This window comes from Hyphomicrobium denitrificans 1NES1 (assembly GCF_000230975.2).
Classification (GTDB): Bacteria; Pseudomonadota; Alphaproteobacteria; order Rhizobiales; family Hyphomicrobiaceae; genus Hyphomicrobium_B; species Hyphomicrobium_B denitrificans_A.
The window spans coordinates 2,718,347-2,733,753 of sequence record NC_021172.1 but is presented as its reverse complement, the minus strand read 5'-3'; the positions used below and the strand labels follow the sequence as shown (position 1 = coordinate 2,733,753).

Genomic DNA, 15,407 nt, shown 5'->3' with positions numbered 1-15,407 from the left:
AACTCCTATGAAGTGAACTTTTCATGTCGCATGCCATACCTTAGCGAGTATTGCAGCGGCTGTGGAGGTGGGGTTCGGAACGAATTTCGTCAATCGCAAGCTGCGGTGAACCAAGAGTTTCAGCAGCCGCGTAAACTGCTCGGCAAAAGCACCTCTGCAACGCAAATGCATGGGTCCGGGTTGCCATCCCTGACATAATTGCAAATCCCGATCCCGTCTGTGACATGGCCATGACGGCGAAATGGAAACTCGCCGATGCGCTATGTCGGTGCAGCCATCTTGCCCGCCGTAAAATTCCGTGCTCAGCAGACGGTGATGAAAACATTGCCTGAAGCCTTCCGTCCATTCGACGCGCGTATGCTGCGCGTAGGCGACGGACACTGGATCTATGTCGAGGAAGTCGGCTGCAAAGGCGGCCGCCCCATTGCCTTTCTGCACGGCGGACCTGGCAGCGGTTCTCAGCATTTGCACCGGACCCTGTTCGATCCGGCGCGCGATCACGTCTTCCTGATCGACCAGCGCGGTGCCGGCCGCAGTCATCCTTATCTTTCCCGCAACGCCAATACGACCGCACACCTCGTCGGCGACCTCGAAATCATTCGTGAACACTTCGATATCCCCAAATGGCTGCTGGTCGGCGGCTCCTGGGGTTCGACGCTGGCGCTGGCCTATGCCGAAAAGCATGCCGAGCACGTCGCGGGCCTTGTCTTACGTGCCATTTTCCTTGGCACGGCGAAGGAGGTGGAATGGGCTTTCCTCGAAGGGCCGAAGATCTTCTGCCCCGAGCTTTACGCCGACTTCCGCGATTGGCTGCCGGCCGCCGAGCGCGCCGACGTCCTTCAGGCGTATGTGAACCGCCTCTGCAATCCTGACCCGGAAGTGCACAGTCTCGCGGCGCTACGCTGGTTTGCCTACGAGCGGGCGTTGTCGGAAATGGCTTCAACACCGGCGCCGCTTCCCGTCCAGGTCGATGAGGGCACATGTCTGCCGCCCACGCCATTCGTTGAAGCGCACTACATCCGGAATGACTTCTTCCTGGAGCCCGACCAGTTGCTGCGTGATGCGCGAAATCTTGCAGGCATCCCCGGCCGCATCGTGCAAGGCCGATACGATCTGCTCTGCCCGCCGCAAACCGCCCACGCTCTGGCCGCCGCATGGCCCGACGCACGCCTCGACTTCATCGAGACGGCAGGGCACGCTATGACCGAGCCCGGGGTGATGGATGCGATGTGCCAGGCGATAGCCGAGCTTAACGCCTGACCGCGCAGCCGCACGGCGAATGCCGCGGCATCGTTGCAGAATCTTCCGAACTTCCTTGACTTGCTGAGCGAACACACCGATACACCGGCCATTGCTCTTCGATGGCGCTCGGGTCTTCGTGCCACTCCAAGCGGTTCAACTACCGCGCTCGACCCTGCATTGAGATCAATCCTTACAAGCAAGGCCACACCCCGAAAGCGCCGGTGTGGGCCATGGGACGCAGCCCGGCATGAGATGCACGGGCCTCGAAGCCCTTGGGAAATTTTCATTTTGACAGTTCAGACTTTCGAGGCATTCGGTTTCGCCGAGCCTCTTTCGCGTGCCCTTACGCAGTGCGGGTACGTAGCGCCGACGCCGATCCAGGTGCAGGCGCTGCCGCCGCAGCTCGAAGGCCGCGATCTTCTCGGCATGGCGGAAACCGGTTCGGGAAAAACCGCAACGTTCGTTCTTCCCATCCTGCAGAAGATTGCCTCCCAATCCATCGAATCCGCTCCGAAGCAGGTATTGGCGCTTGTCTTGGCGCCGACGCGAGAGCTTGCGATCCAGATCGATCAGGAGGTTGCGAGCCTGGCGCGCAACATGCGCATTCGCCGCGCAGTCGTTCTCGGCGGCGTGAGCAAGGGACCGCAAATCAACGCGCTGAAGCGCGGCGTGCATGTGCTCGTCGCGACGCCCGGGCGTCTGCTCGATCTCGTCAACATGCGCACCTGCGATCTGTCGCGCGTCGACACCCTCGTGCTCGACGAAGCCGACCGCATGTTCGACATGGGGTTCATCCGCGACATCAAAAAAATCGTCGCGCTGCTTCCGGCAGTCCGGCGCACGGCGCTCTTCTCTGCAACCATGCCGGCCGAGATCAAGAAGTTCGCCTATGAGGTCCTGAAAGACCCGTATCGTGTCGATCTCTCGCCGAAGTCGGTCGTCGTCGATCGCATCGACCAGAAGGTGATGATCGTTCGGACGCCGGAAAAGCAAAGCAGGCTTCATACGATCCTTTCAGACGAAGCCTGCAAGCGCGTCATCGTTTTCACGCGGACGAAGCGCGGCGCCGACCGTGTCGCCGACCGCCTTGGTATGGCCAGCATCAGTGCTTCGGCATTTCATGGTAACAAGGCGCAGAATGCGCGTCAGAGGGCGCTTAATGACTTCATGATGGGCCACATTCGTGTGCTCGTCGCGACCGATATCGCCGCCCGAGGCATCGACGTTTCGAACATCACGCACGTCGTCAATTTCGACATGCCGCTCGATCCGGAAACCTACGTGCATCGCGTCGGTCGCACCGCACGCAAAGGCAACAGCGGCATCGCAATCTCACTATGCGATCCGTCGGAGCGCCAGGAAATCGCGGCCATCGAACGCCTGATGAAGCAGAAGCTGGAAGTCATCGCCGATGTCGGTGGCGAAGCTCTGCCGATGCCGGAACGTCGCCCGCATCATCACGCTGAAAACGGCTCGCGCCGCGAGGGCGGTCGGCACAATGATCGCCGTCGTGACGGCGGGCATCGCGGTGACGGGCACGTAAAGCACCGCAGGGGTGACGGCCGCTCCATCCCGCCCTCGGCAGCACGGCACGCCGACAACGGGCACGAGCATCAGCGGGCCGCTATTGCTGCGGAAGGCGAGGCCATGTTCGGCGTCGGCGCACGCATGGAGCGCGATCCGCAGGAGCGTCGGCAGCACGGCAATCATTCCGGCAGGCCGCATCGCGGTGAGCGCAAGCACCATGAACGCAACGGCGGGGAGCCCCGTGCGAACGGGCATCGTCATCGCGATGATCGGCCCGCTCACCACGGCAAGCCGTCGCGCCCGGAGCATGCACATGCTGGCCACCATCGCGAAGACGGCCAGGCACCGGAGCAGCGCAAAAACGAGCATCGTCAGCCTGAGCGTCGTCAGCACGAGCGCGGTGACCGGCGGCCATCGTGGGGCAGTTCCGATGCACCGAAATTCATGAAGCGGCGGGACGACAGCCGCGGCCGCCAAAGCCGCAACCCGGCTTCATGACGCGCGAACCCACAAAAATTTTTGGATAAGAAAATGGCCGGGTTCATCCCGGCCATTTGCGTATCTACTCCGCAGCCGCCTTGTCGGCGTAGCCGAGTTGCGCGTTGAGCTTTTCGACAAGATCTGCCGCTGCCTCGGGAATGTTCGTGCCGGGACCGAACACCGCTTTCGCACCAGCCGCATAGAGCGCATCGTAGTCCGACGGCGGAATGACGCCGCCGACGACGATCATGATGTCGCCGCGCCCTTCCTTGTCCAGCGCCGCCTTGAGTTCCGGCACCAGCGTCAGATGGCCCGCCGTCATCGTGGAGACGCCGACGACGTGTACGTCGTTTTCGACAGCCTGCCGCGCCGCCTCGTCGGCCGTGGCGAACAGCGGGCCGATATCGACGTCGAAGCCCAGGTCAGCGAACGCTGACGCAATGACCTTCTGCCCGCGATCATGGCCATCCTGGCCGAGCTTGGCGATCAGAATACGTGGCCGCCGGCCGTCGTTCTTGTCGAACGCTTCGACGAGCTTCTTCACTCGATCGACGCTCGGATTCATCGCCGCTTCCTTCTTATAGACGCCGCTGATGGCGCGAATTTCGGCCTTGTGCCGTGTAAAGACTTTTTCGAGCGCGTATGAAATTTCGCCGACCGTCGCCTTGTGCCGCGCCGCCTTGACGGCAAGGTCGAGCAGGTTGGCATTGCCCTTCGCGCCCTCGGTCAGTGCATCGAGCGCAGCCTGCACGTCGGCCTCGTTGCGCTCTTCCCTCAGCCGCTTCAGCTTCGCGAGCTGGGCTTCGCGCACGGCATGATTGTCGACCTTGAGGAAGTTGATTTCCTTGTCACCCTTGATCTGGAACTTGTTGACGCCGGTGATCGTCTGGCGGCCGGAGTCGATACGCGCTTGCGTGCGTGCGGCCGCTTCCTCGATCCGAAGTTTCGGAATCCCGGCCGCAATGGCTTTCGCCATGCCGCCTTGCTCTTCGATTTCCTTGATGTGCGACAGCGCTTTCTTTGCGAGATCGTAGGTCAGACGCTCGACATAGTAGCTTCCGCCCCAGGGGTCGATGGTGCGGCAGGTGCCGGATTCCTGCTGCAACAGAAGCTGCGTGTTGCGCGCGATGCGTGCAGAAAAGTCCGTCGGCAGCGCAATTGCTTCGTCGAGGCCGTTGGTATGCAGCGACTGCGTATGGCCTTGCGTCGCCGCCATTGCTTCGAGGCAGGTGCGTGTCGCGTTGTTGAAGATGTCCTGCGCCGTCAGAGACCAGCCCGACGTCTGAGAGTGGGTACGAAGCGATAACGAGCGCTCGTTCTTCGGCTTGAATTCTTCCTTGATGAGCTTCGCCCAGAGGAGACGCGCCGCGCGCATCTTGGCGATCTCCATGAAGTAGTTCATGCCGATCGCCCAGAAAAACGACAGGCGCGGCGCGAACGCGTCGATGTCGAGGCCTGCCGCAACACCGGCGCGTGCATATTCGATGCCGTCGGCAATCGTGTAGCCGAGTTCGATGTCTGCCGTCGCACCGGCTTCCTGCATGTGATAGCCGGAAATCGAGATCGAATTGAACTTCGGCATGTTCGCGCTGGTGTAGGCGAAGATGTCCGAGACGATGCGCATCGAGGGCGCAGGCGGATAGATGTAGGTATTGCGCACCATGAACTCTTTCAGAATGTCGTTCTGAATGGTTCCGGCAAGCTTCTGAGGCGGCACGCCCTGCTCTTCGCCCGCAACGATGAACAGCGCGAGCACCGGCAGAACGGCGCCGTTCATCGTCATCGAGACGGTCATATCCTGTAGCGGAATGCCGTCGAACAGCGTGCGCATGTCGTAGATGGAATCGATCGCGACGCCCGCCATGCCGACATCGCCCTTGACGCGCGGGTGATCGGAATCGTAGCCGCGATGGGTCGCGAGATCGAAAGCGATCGAAAGACCCTTCTGTCCGGCTGCGATGTTGCGGCGGTAGAAGGCATTCGAGTCTTCGGCCGTCGAGAAGCCGGCGTACTGTCGGATCGTCCACGGCTGCAGCGCGTACATCGCCGGGTAGGGACCCCGGAGATAGGGTGCAATACCTGGCAACGTGTCGACAAAATCGAGCCCAGCGGTGTCGGCATTCGTGAACACGGGCTTTACCGGAATGCCCTCGGGTGTCTCCCAGACCGGAGCGTCAGGAGCGACCGGACGCGGACCCGCCCCCTCGGGGGCGGCCGGTTCGAGAGGCACATTTGCGAAATTCGGAATCAAGGTCATCGGGTGCAATAAATCCGGTGGAAATGAAGTCTCCAATTGACGGTACTGGAAGCGGACGGAGACGACAATCGCCGTGCGACATTCGTTCGTGGCCTGGCACAGCGGGCCGATGAGGGAGAGGGGGGAGCAAGTATCCCTTCTCCCTGCGGGAGAAGGTGGCCGAAGGCCGGATGAGGAGCCTTTTTCCGGTCAGGATCGAGCGGTTCGTTACTCCGGCGCTCCCCCCCAAGTGAAGGGAGAAGGCGCGCCGGATTTAGCCACAAACACCAGCATGATGACCGCTCTGCAGGGCATCCCTCCCGAGGTCAGATATGCAACGCAAGGTCTCGAATGGGACCCGTCAGAGAAGCGCGGCGCGGCTCTGGCAACCCTTGGCGCACTTCATCGAGCTGGAGGCCAAGCTTGGCGAAAAGGCGGAAGCCCGCGGACCGGTCGCGCACTTTGCCTATGAATTCGTCCGCTTCGGCGTTAAGCAAGCCTGGGCTTGTCTTTTCGGCGCGCTGCTGCTGGCGCTGTTGATCGCGACGCACTTTTTCTATTCTAAGTATGCCTCTCTCGCCCGGTACGATTTCCTCGTCATCGCGGCCGTTCTGATCCAAGTCTTGATGCTCGGCTTCAAGCTGGAGACGATCGAGGAAGCCAAAGTCATTTTCGTTTTTCACGTCGTCGGCACGGTCATGGAGGTGTTCAAGACCTCTGTCGGATCATGGGTCTATCCCGAACCGAGCCTGCTGCGCATCGCGGGTGTGCCGCTTTTTACCGGCTTCATGTACGCCGCCATCGGCTCCTACATCGTGCGCTGCTGGCGGCTGTTCGATTTCCGCTTTACCCACCATCCGCCCGTCTGGGCGCTCGGATTGTTAAGCGCGGCGGTCTACGTTAATTTCTTTGCCCACCACTATACGTGGGACGCACGCCCTATTCTGTTCGCGGTCGCCGTCCTCCTCATCGGACCGTGCACGATCTATTACCGGATTTGGAAGACGCATCGGCACATGCCGCTGTTGTTAGGGCTTGTCCTCGTCGCGCTGTTCATCTGGTTCGCGGAGAACATCGGCACGTTCACCGCCGCTTGGGCTTATCCGCACCAGCGGCATGGGTGGCAGATGGTCGGCATTGGCAAGCTTGGCTCATGGTTTTTGCTCATGCTGATTTCGTATACGCTCGTGGCCGCCATCAACCGGCCCCAGCCGATGCCGCCGGACGATGATCAGGATACGGAAAGTTTACCTCGATAGCCGAGCGGAAAGGCTGAATTTACTCGTTTGCCGTACGATTGGCTTGCAGCCGCAGCGGCGATCATCCGTGTACCGGCTAGGGAGTATGACTGGCATGGACAAGACGTTGCACTTGGCGATCTTCGGTTTTGCTTTCGTCGTGGGAATTGGTCCGGCCATGTCCCAGTCGGCAGATGAGCCGACGCGGGATCTGCTCGCATCCCAGATTCGCGACCAGGGCTTCACTTGCGACAAGCCAAAAGGTGCCGAGCGCGAAGTGAAGGAATCGAAGCCGAACGAAACCGTCTGGATATTGACATGCGAGAACGACACCTATCGCATGACCGTCATCCCGGACATGGCTGCCAAGGTCGAAAAACTGAAGAAGTAGAGGTCCGGGCGGACGGTGACGCCTCACATCCGCGCTGGCGGCCGGCTCCGCGCAGCGGAGTCGCCAGCGCCGGTCTATTTCCAACTGAATAAAGAAAGCCGCCTCACGGCCGCGCTGGCGGCCGGCTCCGCGCAGCGGAGTTGTCAGCGCCAATCTATTTCCAATTGAATAAAGAAAGCCGCCTCACGGCCGCGCTGGCGGCCGGCTCCGCGCAGCGGAGTCGCCAGCGCCAACCAAAGTGTATCCCCCGGAACAGCGGACCCAAATCGCTTCACGCATTCTCCCTCTCAAGACGACGGTCACAGGAGAGGAGAGCACGTTATGTCATGCTTCATCGCAGCGTCCGCCACAGCCGCAGTCGCGACCGCAGCCACCGTCGCCATCGCGACGCTCCCCGACGCGCAAGCTCTCCTCGCACCGTTGATCGACGGTAACGAATACGCTGTCTCGACCGTATCCATTTTGGCATCTGCTCCGATACTCGCCGTCATGACGGTGCTCGCAGCGTCCGGCCGCGAATAGTCCTTTCACGCATTGCTTCCCTCCCCCCGTGCCTTGGCCAGCTCTTCCACCCCCGGGAGCTGGCCACTTTTTTGGGGCACACGTGCCTTCGAGAACTCAATGCAAGCCGCGCGATTTGTCATCTGAGCGAGAAAAACGAAGCCTTTCTCTTGCCTTGTTGAGCGGTGATTTTCGGATTGGGGAACGGGGGCCATTCAACGAGCCTCTCGCCGTTTGCTTTTAGCGCTCACTGTCCCGCGTGACTGAGATCCGCGACGGAGTCGAGACAAGCTAAAGCCCGTTTGTATCGCGTTGGGGGTATGCGTTTTGAGACTGAATGCTGTCGCGCTTGTTTTTGTTGGACTCGCTTCTGCAGCGTTTCCGATCCATGCGGAACAGAAGTTCGCTTCGCAGCCTCAGGCCGGGGTTCCGAACATCGGCACGCGCACGGCGATCAAGCTCCCGGATTACGTCCCGGTGATAAATTACGATCAGTTTTTGTTGGCATCCCGCGGAGAAGATTTTGGCAGCGATGACGGACTTTCTTTCGCAACGCGCTCGGCCGCCGAAGCCTTGAGCGCAAAGTTTGCCGTGCCTTCGGACGGCTCAAAGGCGGCCAATGCTGAGGACCCTGTGAACCCGAACGTCTTGGATGCGTCTTCCGATCCAAAACGGATCATAAAGGTGGCGGAGCTATTGGAATCTGACGATTTGATAGATCCAGCGAAAGTCGCAAGCGCAGCCATGACGGCGGAAACGCAGAACGCGGAACCTTCACAATCGGTCGTGCGTGTCACCAGGCGCGCGCCTCGAAGAGCAGCCGTCTCACATTCGAGAGTTGTGAAGCGCGGCATCTCGCGTCAGCAGCGCAACCGCGTGGCGTCCGCCGCTACATCGCAGAGGTCGGGCTCCGCTTACAATGGAATCGGTGCCGATCTCGAGCGGCTTGTCGGCTTCGGAACGTTGACGCCCGACCACCGGCTAACGAACTGACTTTGGAGCCGACGAGACATCGGGCGTGCCGTGAATGCGAAAGGCCGATGCGTAGTATCCGCGGGCGAGTGCGTGATACAGCGGTTCGCTACCGATGAGGCGCGAAAGGCTTGCGGCGAAGAGGGCGGTCGCCATCAGCGGGATCACCATGTTCTTGTCACTCGTCATTTCCATCACGATGACGACGGCTGTCAGCGGCGCCTGCACGACGCCGGCAAAATAGCCGACGGTCATCAGCAGCATGAACGCGCGTGGATCGGCGAAGGTGAAGATCGGGGTGATCATAGAGCCAATGCCGGCGCCGACGGCGAGAGAGGGCGAGAACAAACCGCCGGGAATGCCGCTCGCTGACGACAAAAGCGTCGAGCCCAGTTTGGCGAGCCCGTACCACCACGGCATCGCCTGGCCATAGACGAGCGACGCCCGCGTTTCCGCGTAGCCGTTGCCGGATGCATAGCCGGCGGTCGCAATGCTCAGGACGGCGACAAGCAGCCCGCACAATCCGGCGAACACGATGGGATGGCGCTTGAGAATTGCGATAATGCCGAACGGTTTTCGCGAAATGGTTACCAGCGACATACTGAACAGACCGCCGAGAACACCACCGAATACGGCGCATATTGGGACCGCAAGCCAGTCTTTGCCGCTGACGACGTTGGTCGTCACTTCGCCAAAGTAATTGTAGTTGCCAAGGATCAGCCAGCTCACCGCGCCCGCAATGACCACCGAGCCGATGACAATGTCGTTGATCCGTCCCGCGAATGCCTTTGCGAGTTCTTCGATTGCGAACAGAATGCCGGCGATCGGCGCGTTGAAGGCCGCCGCGATTCCCGCCGCCGAGCCTGCGAGAACGAAGCCGTTCTGACGGCCAAGACCAGCGACGGTCGCGACGGCGAACATCACGGATGCGCCGACTTGCACCGTCGGACCTTCGCGCCCGACGGATGCGCCGACGACAAGTGCCAGCGCTGTCATCACGATTTTCGCAATCGTCGTCTGCCAGCCAAGAAGCGCGCTCCGGTGCGTGTAGTCGGAACTCTTACGTGCGGCGATGACCTGCGGGATGCCGCTGCCAGCCGCAGCCGGAAACCAACGCGCGGTCGCGAAGGCCAGCGCCGCAAATCCGAGCGGCGTCAGGAACAACGGCAGAAACGGCGACCTTTTCAGGATGGCGGAATAGACATCCTGCGCGTCGTTTGAGATCTGCGCGAATCCGACAGCCGTCAGGCCGACAAACAGGGCCCCCGCAATGAACACCGCGCGGCGCATCCAGACGCGACGCGACAGACTCACGTAGCGATAACGGCGCAGGATAATGCGCCGTTTTGCGCGGTGCCTTTTCCGAGCATCGGAATCCTGACGGCTTGGAGTATGCTCCTCCATCGTCATTTCACCGCATCTTGGATCGATACATTCGAGAAAGCGAGCGTGATTTATTATCGCAAACGTTCTTGCAAGCCCTTGAGGGTCGCGACGGCATCGGCGCCCGCATACAGGAACTGATCGACGCCCGCGGCCTTGAGAGCAGCCTCGGCATCTCCCGGGCGCCCGGCCATCAGAATGAGCTTCGCACCCGCTTTCTTCAATGCGTCCGCGGTCGGCTGTGCGAGCGCCGCGTTGACGGCGTCGGAGGAACAGATGCATGCCGCGATTGCGCCTGAAGCCTGGAATGCGGCAGCAGTCTCTTCGGGCGTTTTGTAGCCATCGCTGATCAGCGCCGTGATCCCGCCCGCGGCCAGATAATTCTTGATCCACGTCGTGCGGACGTTGTGATCGACGATCTCGCCCATGCTTGCCGCGAAGATTTTGAATCCGCCGTGCGCGTCCGCAGCATCGCGCAAAGCCTCGAAAGCTTCACCGAGCCGATGCGGCTTCAGCGGCTGGACCTCGACGACCGCTTTACCCGAGGGCGCGACTGCCGCAGGCCATGGCTCGGCATGGACGCCGTCATCGCCGAGGAGCGGAAATGCATTCACCCCCGTCAGCTCTTGGCGCAAGGTCGCGACATCCTTCGCGCGCGCCTCTGCCCTCTTGGCAATCATGTCTTGGACATATCCGGAGGTCTGGGCCGCCGCCATGCCGCCGCGGGCTTCGATATCCTGGAAGATTTCCCAGGCCTTCTTCGCCAAGTCATCAGTCAAACTCTCGACATACCAAGAGCCGCCTGCAGGATCGGAGACGCGGCCGAGGTGGCTTTCTTCCTGGCATACGATCTGAATGTTGCGGGCAACGCGCCGTGCAAAGGCGTCGGGCTTGCCGAGCGCGAATGTGAACGGCAGGACGACAATCGCATCGGCGCCGCCAAGCGCCGCGCCCGTGCAGGCAATCGTCGTGCGCAGGATATTGGTCCACGGATCGCGCTTTGCCATCATGCGGTAGGACGTCGGGCAGTTGAGCGTGACGCTGGCGGCCGCTTCTCCGGCGCCTGAAGCGTCGGCAACGCGCCAGATGAGACGGCGCGCGGCGCGAAGTTTTGCGACGGTCGAAAATTCATCGATGTCGGCTGCGAGCGAAACGTTGATCTTCGGCAGAGCTTCGGCCGGCGTGAGGCCACCCTTCTCGGCAGCGCGAAGATAGGCGACGAGCGTCGAGAGCATATAGGCAAGCTCTTGCGCCTCGCTCGCGCCCGCGACGTGTGCAATGACGCCGTCGGCAGTCATCACTTGCACGCGCGGACTCGCCGCTGTGATCTTCATCAACGCGATGGCGCGCGCGAGCGCCGTATCGAGTGACTCAGGCAGCCGTCCCGTCATAGCCAGCGTGCCGAGCGGATCGGCACCGAACGAACCCTGCCTGTCTGCGGCCTTGATGCCGCGTGCGTCCCAGACCGCAATCATGGCCAGCGCCGCATCGAAGAAGTGCTCGCCCGCGGCGAGGACGATAGGACAGACATCCAGCAGCACACCGTCGAGAGCCGCACCAAGGGCGTCCTGTGTCGGCGCTAATCCATTGCCGACCTGCAGGCCGATCGACGTGACCCCGCCTTCAAGATCTTCGAGGATCGCGGCGTTCGCGGCTTTCGGGTCGCTTTCGATGTGAAAGGTGCGGATATCCCAGCCGCCGCTGACGGACTTTGTTCCGCGCGTGAACGGCGCATAACCCGGCAGCGCACCGGCCGCGTTCGCCAGCGCGTCGTTGCGCGTATAGAGCGGATTGATCTTCAACCCGTCGGCCGTCCGCCGGACGAGCCGCTTTTCGAAATCTGCACCCTTGAGAGCCTTGTCGACGAGCGCGCGCCACTGCTCGAGCTTGGCGGCGGGAAAGCCGTCGGCAAGGTGTGTTTCGTTCGTCTCGGAGGGCGAGCGGCTCATTCGATCGGGGCTCCTGGAGCGCAATGGGATGCATGAAAATATTCGCCCCGGTATACCCGGTCGAGGGCCTAGTGCGAGCCCGAAATTGCGCCTCCGGCGTGGCCCAATTGCCGCGCGCAGAAGGATCGTTAAATTCAAGGGGCTCGTTTCGGGCGCATGGGGTGGCTGCGGTTTGCGTCGCTGCGGTCTCCATGCCATCACGGAACGCTCACTCGGGCCCGAGTCGGGCAGGCGAAGCGCGAGGAGATCAAATGACCAAAACGCCCGGCGCCTCAGGGGCCGAGAATCCCGTCGCCGATCCCCGCGATTACGTGCAGGACGGCCTGATCCTGATCGGCTGTAGCCATTCGGGCCGCGAATTGGTTCCGGAATGTATCGAACTCGCCCTCGCCAACCGCCACGGTCTTGTGACCGGGGCGACCGGCACCGGCAAGACGGTGACGCTGCAGGTGCTGGCTGAAGGATTTTCGGCCGCCGGCGTCCCGGTCTTTGCGGCCGACATCAAGGGTGACCTCTCGGGCATCGCCGTCAAAGGCGACCCTTCGCCAAAGCTTGTCGCGCGTGCCGAAGAGATCGGATTGAAGCGCTACGGCAACACATCATTTCCGACAGCATTCTGGGATATCTTCGGGGTCGACGGGCATCCCGTGCGCGCGACCGTGCAGGAAATGGGGCCGCTGCTGCTCTCGCGCCTGATGGAGCTGACGGAACCGCAGGAAGGTGTTTTGAACATTGCCTTTCGCTGGGCGCAAGACGAGCGCGAAGCGGGCGACGAGAGGATGTCGATCCTCGACCTCAAGGACCTCCGCTCCGTCATCGACGAGATGGGCAAGCGCGCCGCAAGCCTCAGAAGCAAATACGGGCACGTCGCGACTTCGACGGTCGGGGTCATTCAGCGCCGCTTGCTGGTGCTCGAAGAGCAGGCCACCGACAAGTTTTTCGGCGAGCCCGCGCTCGACATCATGGATTTCCTGAAGGTCGATGCCGACGGCCACGGCGTCGTCAACGTGCTCGCCGCCGAGAAACTGATGGATACGCCGCGTCTCTACGCGACGTTCCTGCTGTGGCTCCTGACGGAGCTGTTCGAAAAGCTCCCCGAGGTCGGCGATCTCGAAAAGCCGAAGCTCGTTTTCCTCTTCGACGAAGCCCATCTTTTGTTCAACGACGCGCCGAAAGCCGTGCTTGAGCAAGTCGAGCGCGTCACGCGCCTCATTCGCTCGAAGGGCGTCGGCGTCTATTACGTGACGCAGAGCCCGGGCGACGTGCCGGACCGTGTTTCGGCCCAGCTCGGCAACCGTATTCAGCATGCGCTTCGTGCCTTCACGCCGAAGGAGCAGAAAGCCATTCGCGCCGCTGCGCAGACGTTCCGGCCCAATCCCGAGATCGATACCGAACGTGCGATCCAGGAGCTCAAGGTCGGAGAGGCGCTCGTTTCGCTCCTTCACGACAAGGGCGAGCCGTCGATGGTGCAGCGAACCCTCATTCGGCCGCCGATGTCGCGCGTCGGTCCGATCACGGCCGAGGAGCGCAAAAACCTCATCGCCAAGGATAAAGCTAACCTGGAGAAATACGGCCAGTCCTTGACCCGCGAATCGGCTTACGAACGCCTGCAGTCTCGCAATACCGTCGGCGGCCAGATCAAGGAGCGGCTGTCTAAATTCTCGAATCTCTTTGGGTTGAAGCGGTAAAGCTCCCGGTTCCGTTGAAAGTTACGGCCGGAGTCGCTAGCTTTTCGACAGATTCGCCGTCGCAACGCTTGCCGTGCCTGAACCAAAGCGACGAGGCGTGGGTTGATCGACGAGGAGAAGCACATGGGCTACTTCCGGTTCCGCAAGACATTCAGCATACTGCCTGGCGTGCGCATCAATCTCAGCAAGACCGGCGTCAGCTCGAGCATCGGCGGCCACGGCGCGACGGTGAACGTCGGCAAGAACGGCCCGATGGTTACACTGGGGGTCCCGGGAACGGGCCTCAGCTATCGCACGCCGATCAGCGTCGCCTTGATCATCGCCTTGGTGTTGATCGCCGCCGTAGCGGGCCTCGCCTATTTCTTCGCACCCGATACCGTGCGCGCGCTGCTCCACTGGTGGCAACCGCGCTGGTTCTGAGCGCCGAGGTTCTTATGGCGCCGACTGGACGGTGCTTTGCCAGCCGACGTTCGCAGCCACTTTCTTTGATTTTACTGCGGCAGGTGCAGGCTTTGCTGGCGGATTTGATACGCTCGGCACCGATGCGGGGTCCTGCGGTTTCACGGTAGGCGCCTGAGTCGCCGACTTGGGCGGAACCGCTATTGGTGCCTGCCCCGGCGGAGTCTTCAGCCAAACGCCCTTGCGTCCTTCGCGAACGCCTTCCGCATAAAGGGCAGCCTGATACTTCGGATCGTAGATCTGGTTCGTCGTGTAATTGAACGACGCAGGCACCGACATGAAGTTGAAGTCCGCGCCAGCGTCGAGAGCGATCCGATAAATATGATAGAGCTCGCCCTGGTTCTGGCTCTTGATCAGCGTCGAGATCGCGCGGGATGCAATTTGCAGCGTCGTCGGTTTGACGACTTGCTGCTCAGGCGACGCCTTGCCGTTCTTGATGATAAAGAATTTGCGGATCGGCGGCTTCGGATAAAGAGCATCGAATGCCTGCAGCGGCGCTTCTGCAGGCAGCACGAAGACTTCGCGTGTCGTTCCGCCATCGACATGCAGTTCGTCGTACATTCTCCCGTCCGCCTCGACTTCGATCTTGACCGGTGGGAAGGCTGCCGGAATGGCCGCCGACGCCAGGATCACCTTGCGGAAAAGCTCAATCGCCTGCGGTGACTTGCTGAGCGCGATTTCGCCCATGTTCCAGACTACCGGCCGTTGCGCGTCGAGGTTGGTCGTCAGCACCATCAGAATGCGGCCGCGCTTGTATTGCGCGGCAATCCTGTCGAGGAATTCCCGGTCGACGTAATGCGCGATGAGTTCGGCAAGCGGCGTCGTATCGGCAAGCGCCGGACCACCGAACAACGCGGGCAAAAGCTGCGTGGTGATGACTTCGTTCTGTTTGTACTGAGTCCAGATCACATGCAGTTTCTCGTCCTCGGAAGGTCCGAGAAAAGCAAACGGTGCAATGATGGCGCCGGCGCTGACGCCCGTGACGACTGCGAATTCCGGACGATCGCCGCGCTTGGTCCAACCGGCAAGGACGCCAGCTCCGAAGGCGCCGTCGGAGCCGCCGCCAGACAGTGCAAGCGTCTCGATGACGGGTCGGCCGTCGATGCGCTTCGCGCTGCGAGCGATCGGAGGCATGTGCGCCGTACGACGCTTGATTTCTGCAATGGGATTCTTCGGAACGTCGTCCGCCCAAAAGCGAACGCCATGCATGCCCGGTATCTCGGCTTCGGTTGCGAGCTTTGCTTCGGCGATGCCATTGCGCGGAATGGTCGCCGCGCAGCCTGCAAGGCAGAGCGTGGTCGCCAACAACAGGCCGACGCAGAGCCTTGCCCCGTACACTGC

12 protein-coding genes are annotated in these 15,407 nt (G+C 61.5%); 8 read left to right on the top strand and 4 right to left on the bottom strand.

Going from position 1 to position 15,407, the window contains the following annotated elements:
- The first annotated feature begins 315 nt into the window (after positions 1-315).
- On the top strand, positions 316-1,260 hold the full coding sequence (gene pip / locus HYPDE_RS13120; protein ID WP_041321289.1) for a prolyl aminopeptidase: 945 nt from the start codon (positions 316-318) through the stop codon (positions 1,258-1,260).
- A gap of 270 nt (positions 1,261-1,530) precedes the next feature.
- Positions 1,531-3,267 carry a DEAD/DEAH box helicase gene (locus HYPDE_RS13115; protein ID WP_041320483.1) on the top strand — a complete coding sequence of 579 codons (1,737 nt, stop codon included), beginning with the start codon at positions 1,531-1,533 and terminating at the stop codon, positions 3,265-3,267.
- A 64-nt stretch (positions 3,268-3,331) separates the two neighbouring features.
- On the opposite strand, the gene scpA is transcribed toward HYPDE_RS13115, so the two are convergent.
- Entirely contained in the window at positions 3,332-5,506 is a 2,175-nt protein-coding gene (gene scpA / locus HYPDE_RS13110) for a methylmalonyl-CoA mutase (RefSeq protein ID WP_015598967.1), read from the bottom strand.
- A gap of 311 nt (positions 5,507-5,817) precedes the next feature.
- Between scpA and HYPDE_RS13105 the strand changes: the two genes are divergently transcribed.
- The 4 genes from HYPDE_RS13105 (at position 5,818) to HYPDE_RS13090 (ending at position 8,608) form a co-directional block, all read left to right on the top strand.
- A complete protein-coding gene (locus tag HYPDE_RS13105; RefSeq protein WP_015598966.1) occupies positions 5,818-6,744 on the top strand; it encodes a DUF817 domain-containing protein in 927 nt (308 codons plus the stop codon).
- A gap of 94 nt (positions 6,745-6,838) precedes the next feature.
- Positions 6,839-7,114: a hypothetical protein gene (locus HYPDE_RS13100; RefSeq protein ID WP_015598965.1), complete on the top strand. Its 276-nt coding sequence runs from the start codon at positions 6,839-6,841 to the stop codon at positions 7,112-7,114.
- A gap of 321 nt (positions 7,115-7,435) precedes the next feature.
- A complete protein-coding gene (locus HYPDE_RS13095) occupies positions 7,436-7,636 on the top strand; it encodes a hypothetical protein (RefSeq protein ID WP_015598964.1) in 201 nt (66 codons plus the stop codon).
- 306 nt (positions 7,637-7,942) lie between these two features.
- On the top strand, positions 7,943-8,608 hold the full coding sequence (locus HYPDE_RS13090; RefSeq protein ID WP_015598962.1) for a hypothetical protein: 666 nt from the start codon (positions 7,943-7,945) through the stop codon (positions 8,606-8,608).
- Here HYPDE_RS13090 and HYPDE_RS13085 read toward each other — a convergent pair.
- Together HYPDE_RS13085 and HYPDE_RS13080 are read right to left on the bottom strand one after the other, a co-directional pair.
- Positions 8,597-9,997 carry a chloride channel protein gene (locus HYPDE_RS13085; protein WP_244437648.1) on the bottom strand — a complete coding sequence of 467 codons (1,401 nt, stop codon included), beginning with the start codon at positions 9,995-9,997 and terminating at the stop codon, positions 8,597-8,599. The genes HYPDE_RS13090 and HYPDE_RS13085 overlap by 12 nt on opposite strands.
- A 47-nt stretch (positions 9,998-10,044) precedes the next feature.
- Positions 10,045-11,919, bottom strand: a complete 1,875-nt coding sequence (locus HYPDE_RS13080) for a methylmalonyl-CoA mutase family protein (protein ID WP_015598960.1) — start codon at positions 11,917-11,919, stop codon at positions 10,045-10,047.
- A 251-nt stretch (positions 11,920-12,170) separates the two neighbouring features.
- Here HYPDE_RS13080 and HYPDE_RS13075 point away from each other — a divergent pair, with 251 nt between their 5' ends.
- Both HYPDE_RS13075 and HYPDE_RS13070 read left to right on the top strand, forming a co-directional pair.
- Complete coding sequence (locus tag HYPDE_RS13075) at positions 12,171-13,607, top strand: helicase HerA-like domain-containing protein (protein ID WP_041320482.1); 1,437 nt, start codon at positions 12,171-12,173, stop codon at positions 13,605-13,607.
- 102 nt (positions 13,608-13,709) lie between these two features.
- Positions 13,710-14,027: a DUF4236 domain-containing protein gene (locus tag HYPDE_RS13070; protein WP_015598958.1), complete on the top strand. Its 318-nt coding sequence runs from the start codon at positions 13,710-13,712 to the stop codon at positions 14,025-14,027.
- A gap of 12 nt (positions 14,028-14,039) precedes the next feature.
- Here HYPDE_RS13070 and HYPDE_RS13065 read toward each other — a convergent pair whose 3' ends face one another.
- The gene (locus HYPDE_RS13065; RefSeq protein ID WP_015598957.1) at positions 14,040-15,404 is read right to left on the bottom strand and encodes a patatin-like phospholipase family protein; all 1,365 of its coding nucleotides are present in this window, start codon (positions 15,402-15,404) and stop codon (positions 14,040-14,042) included.
- Between the last annotated feature and the right edge of the window lie 3 nt (positions 15,405-15,407).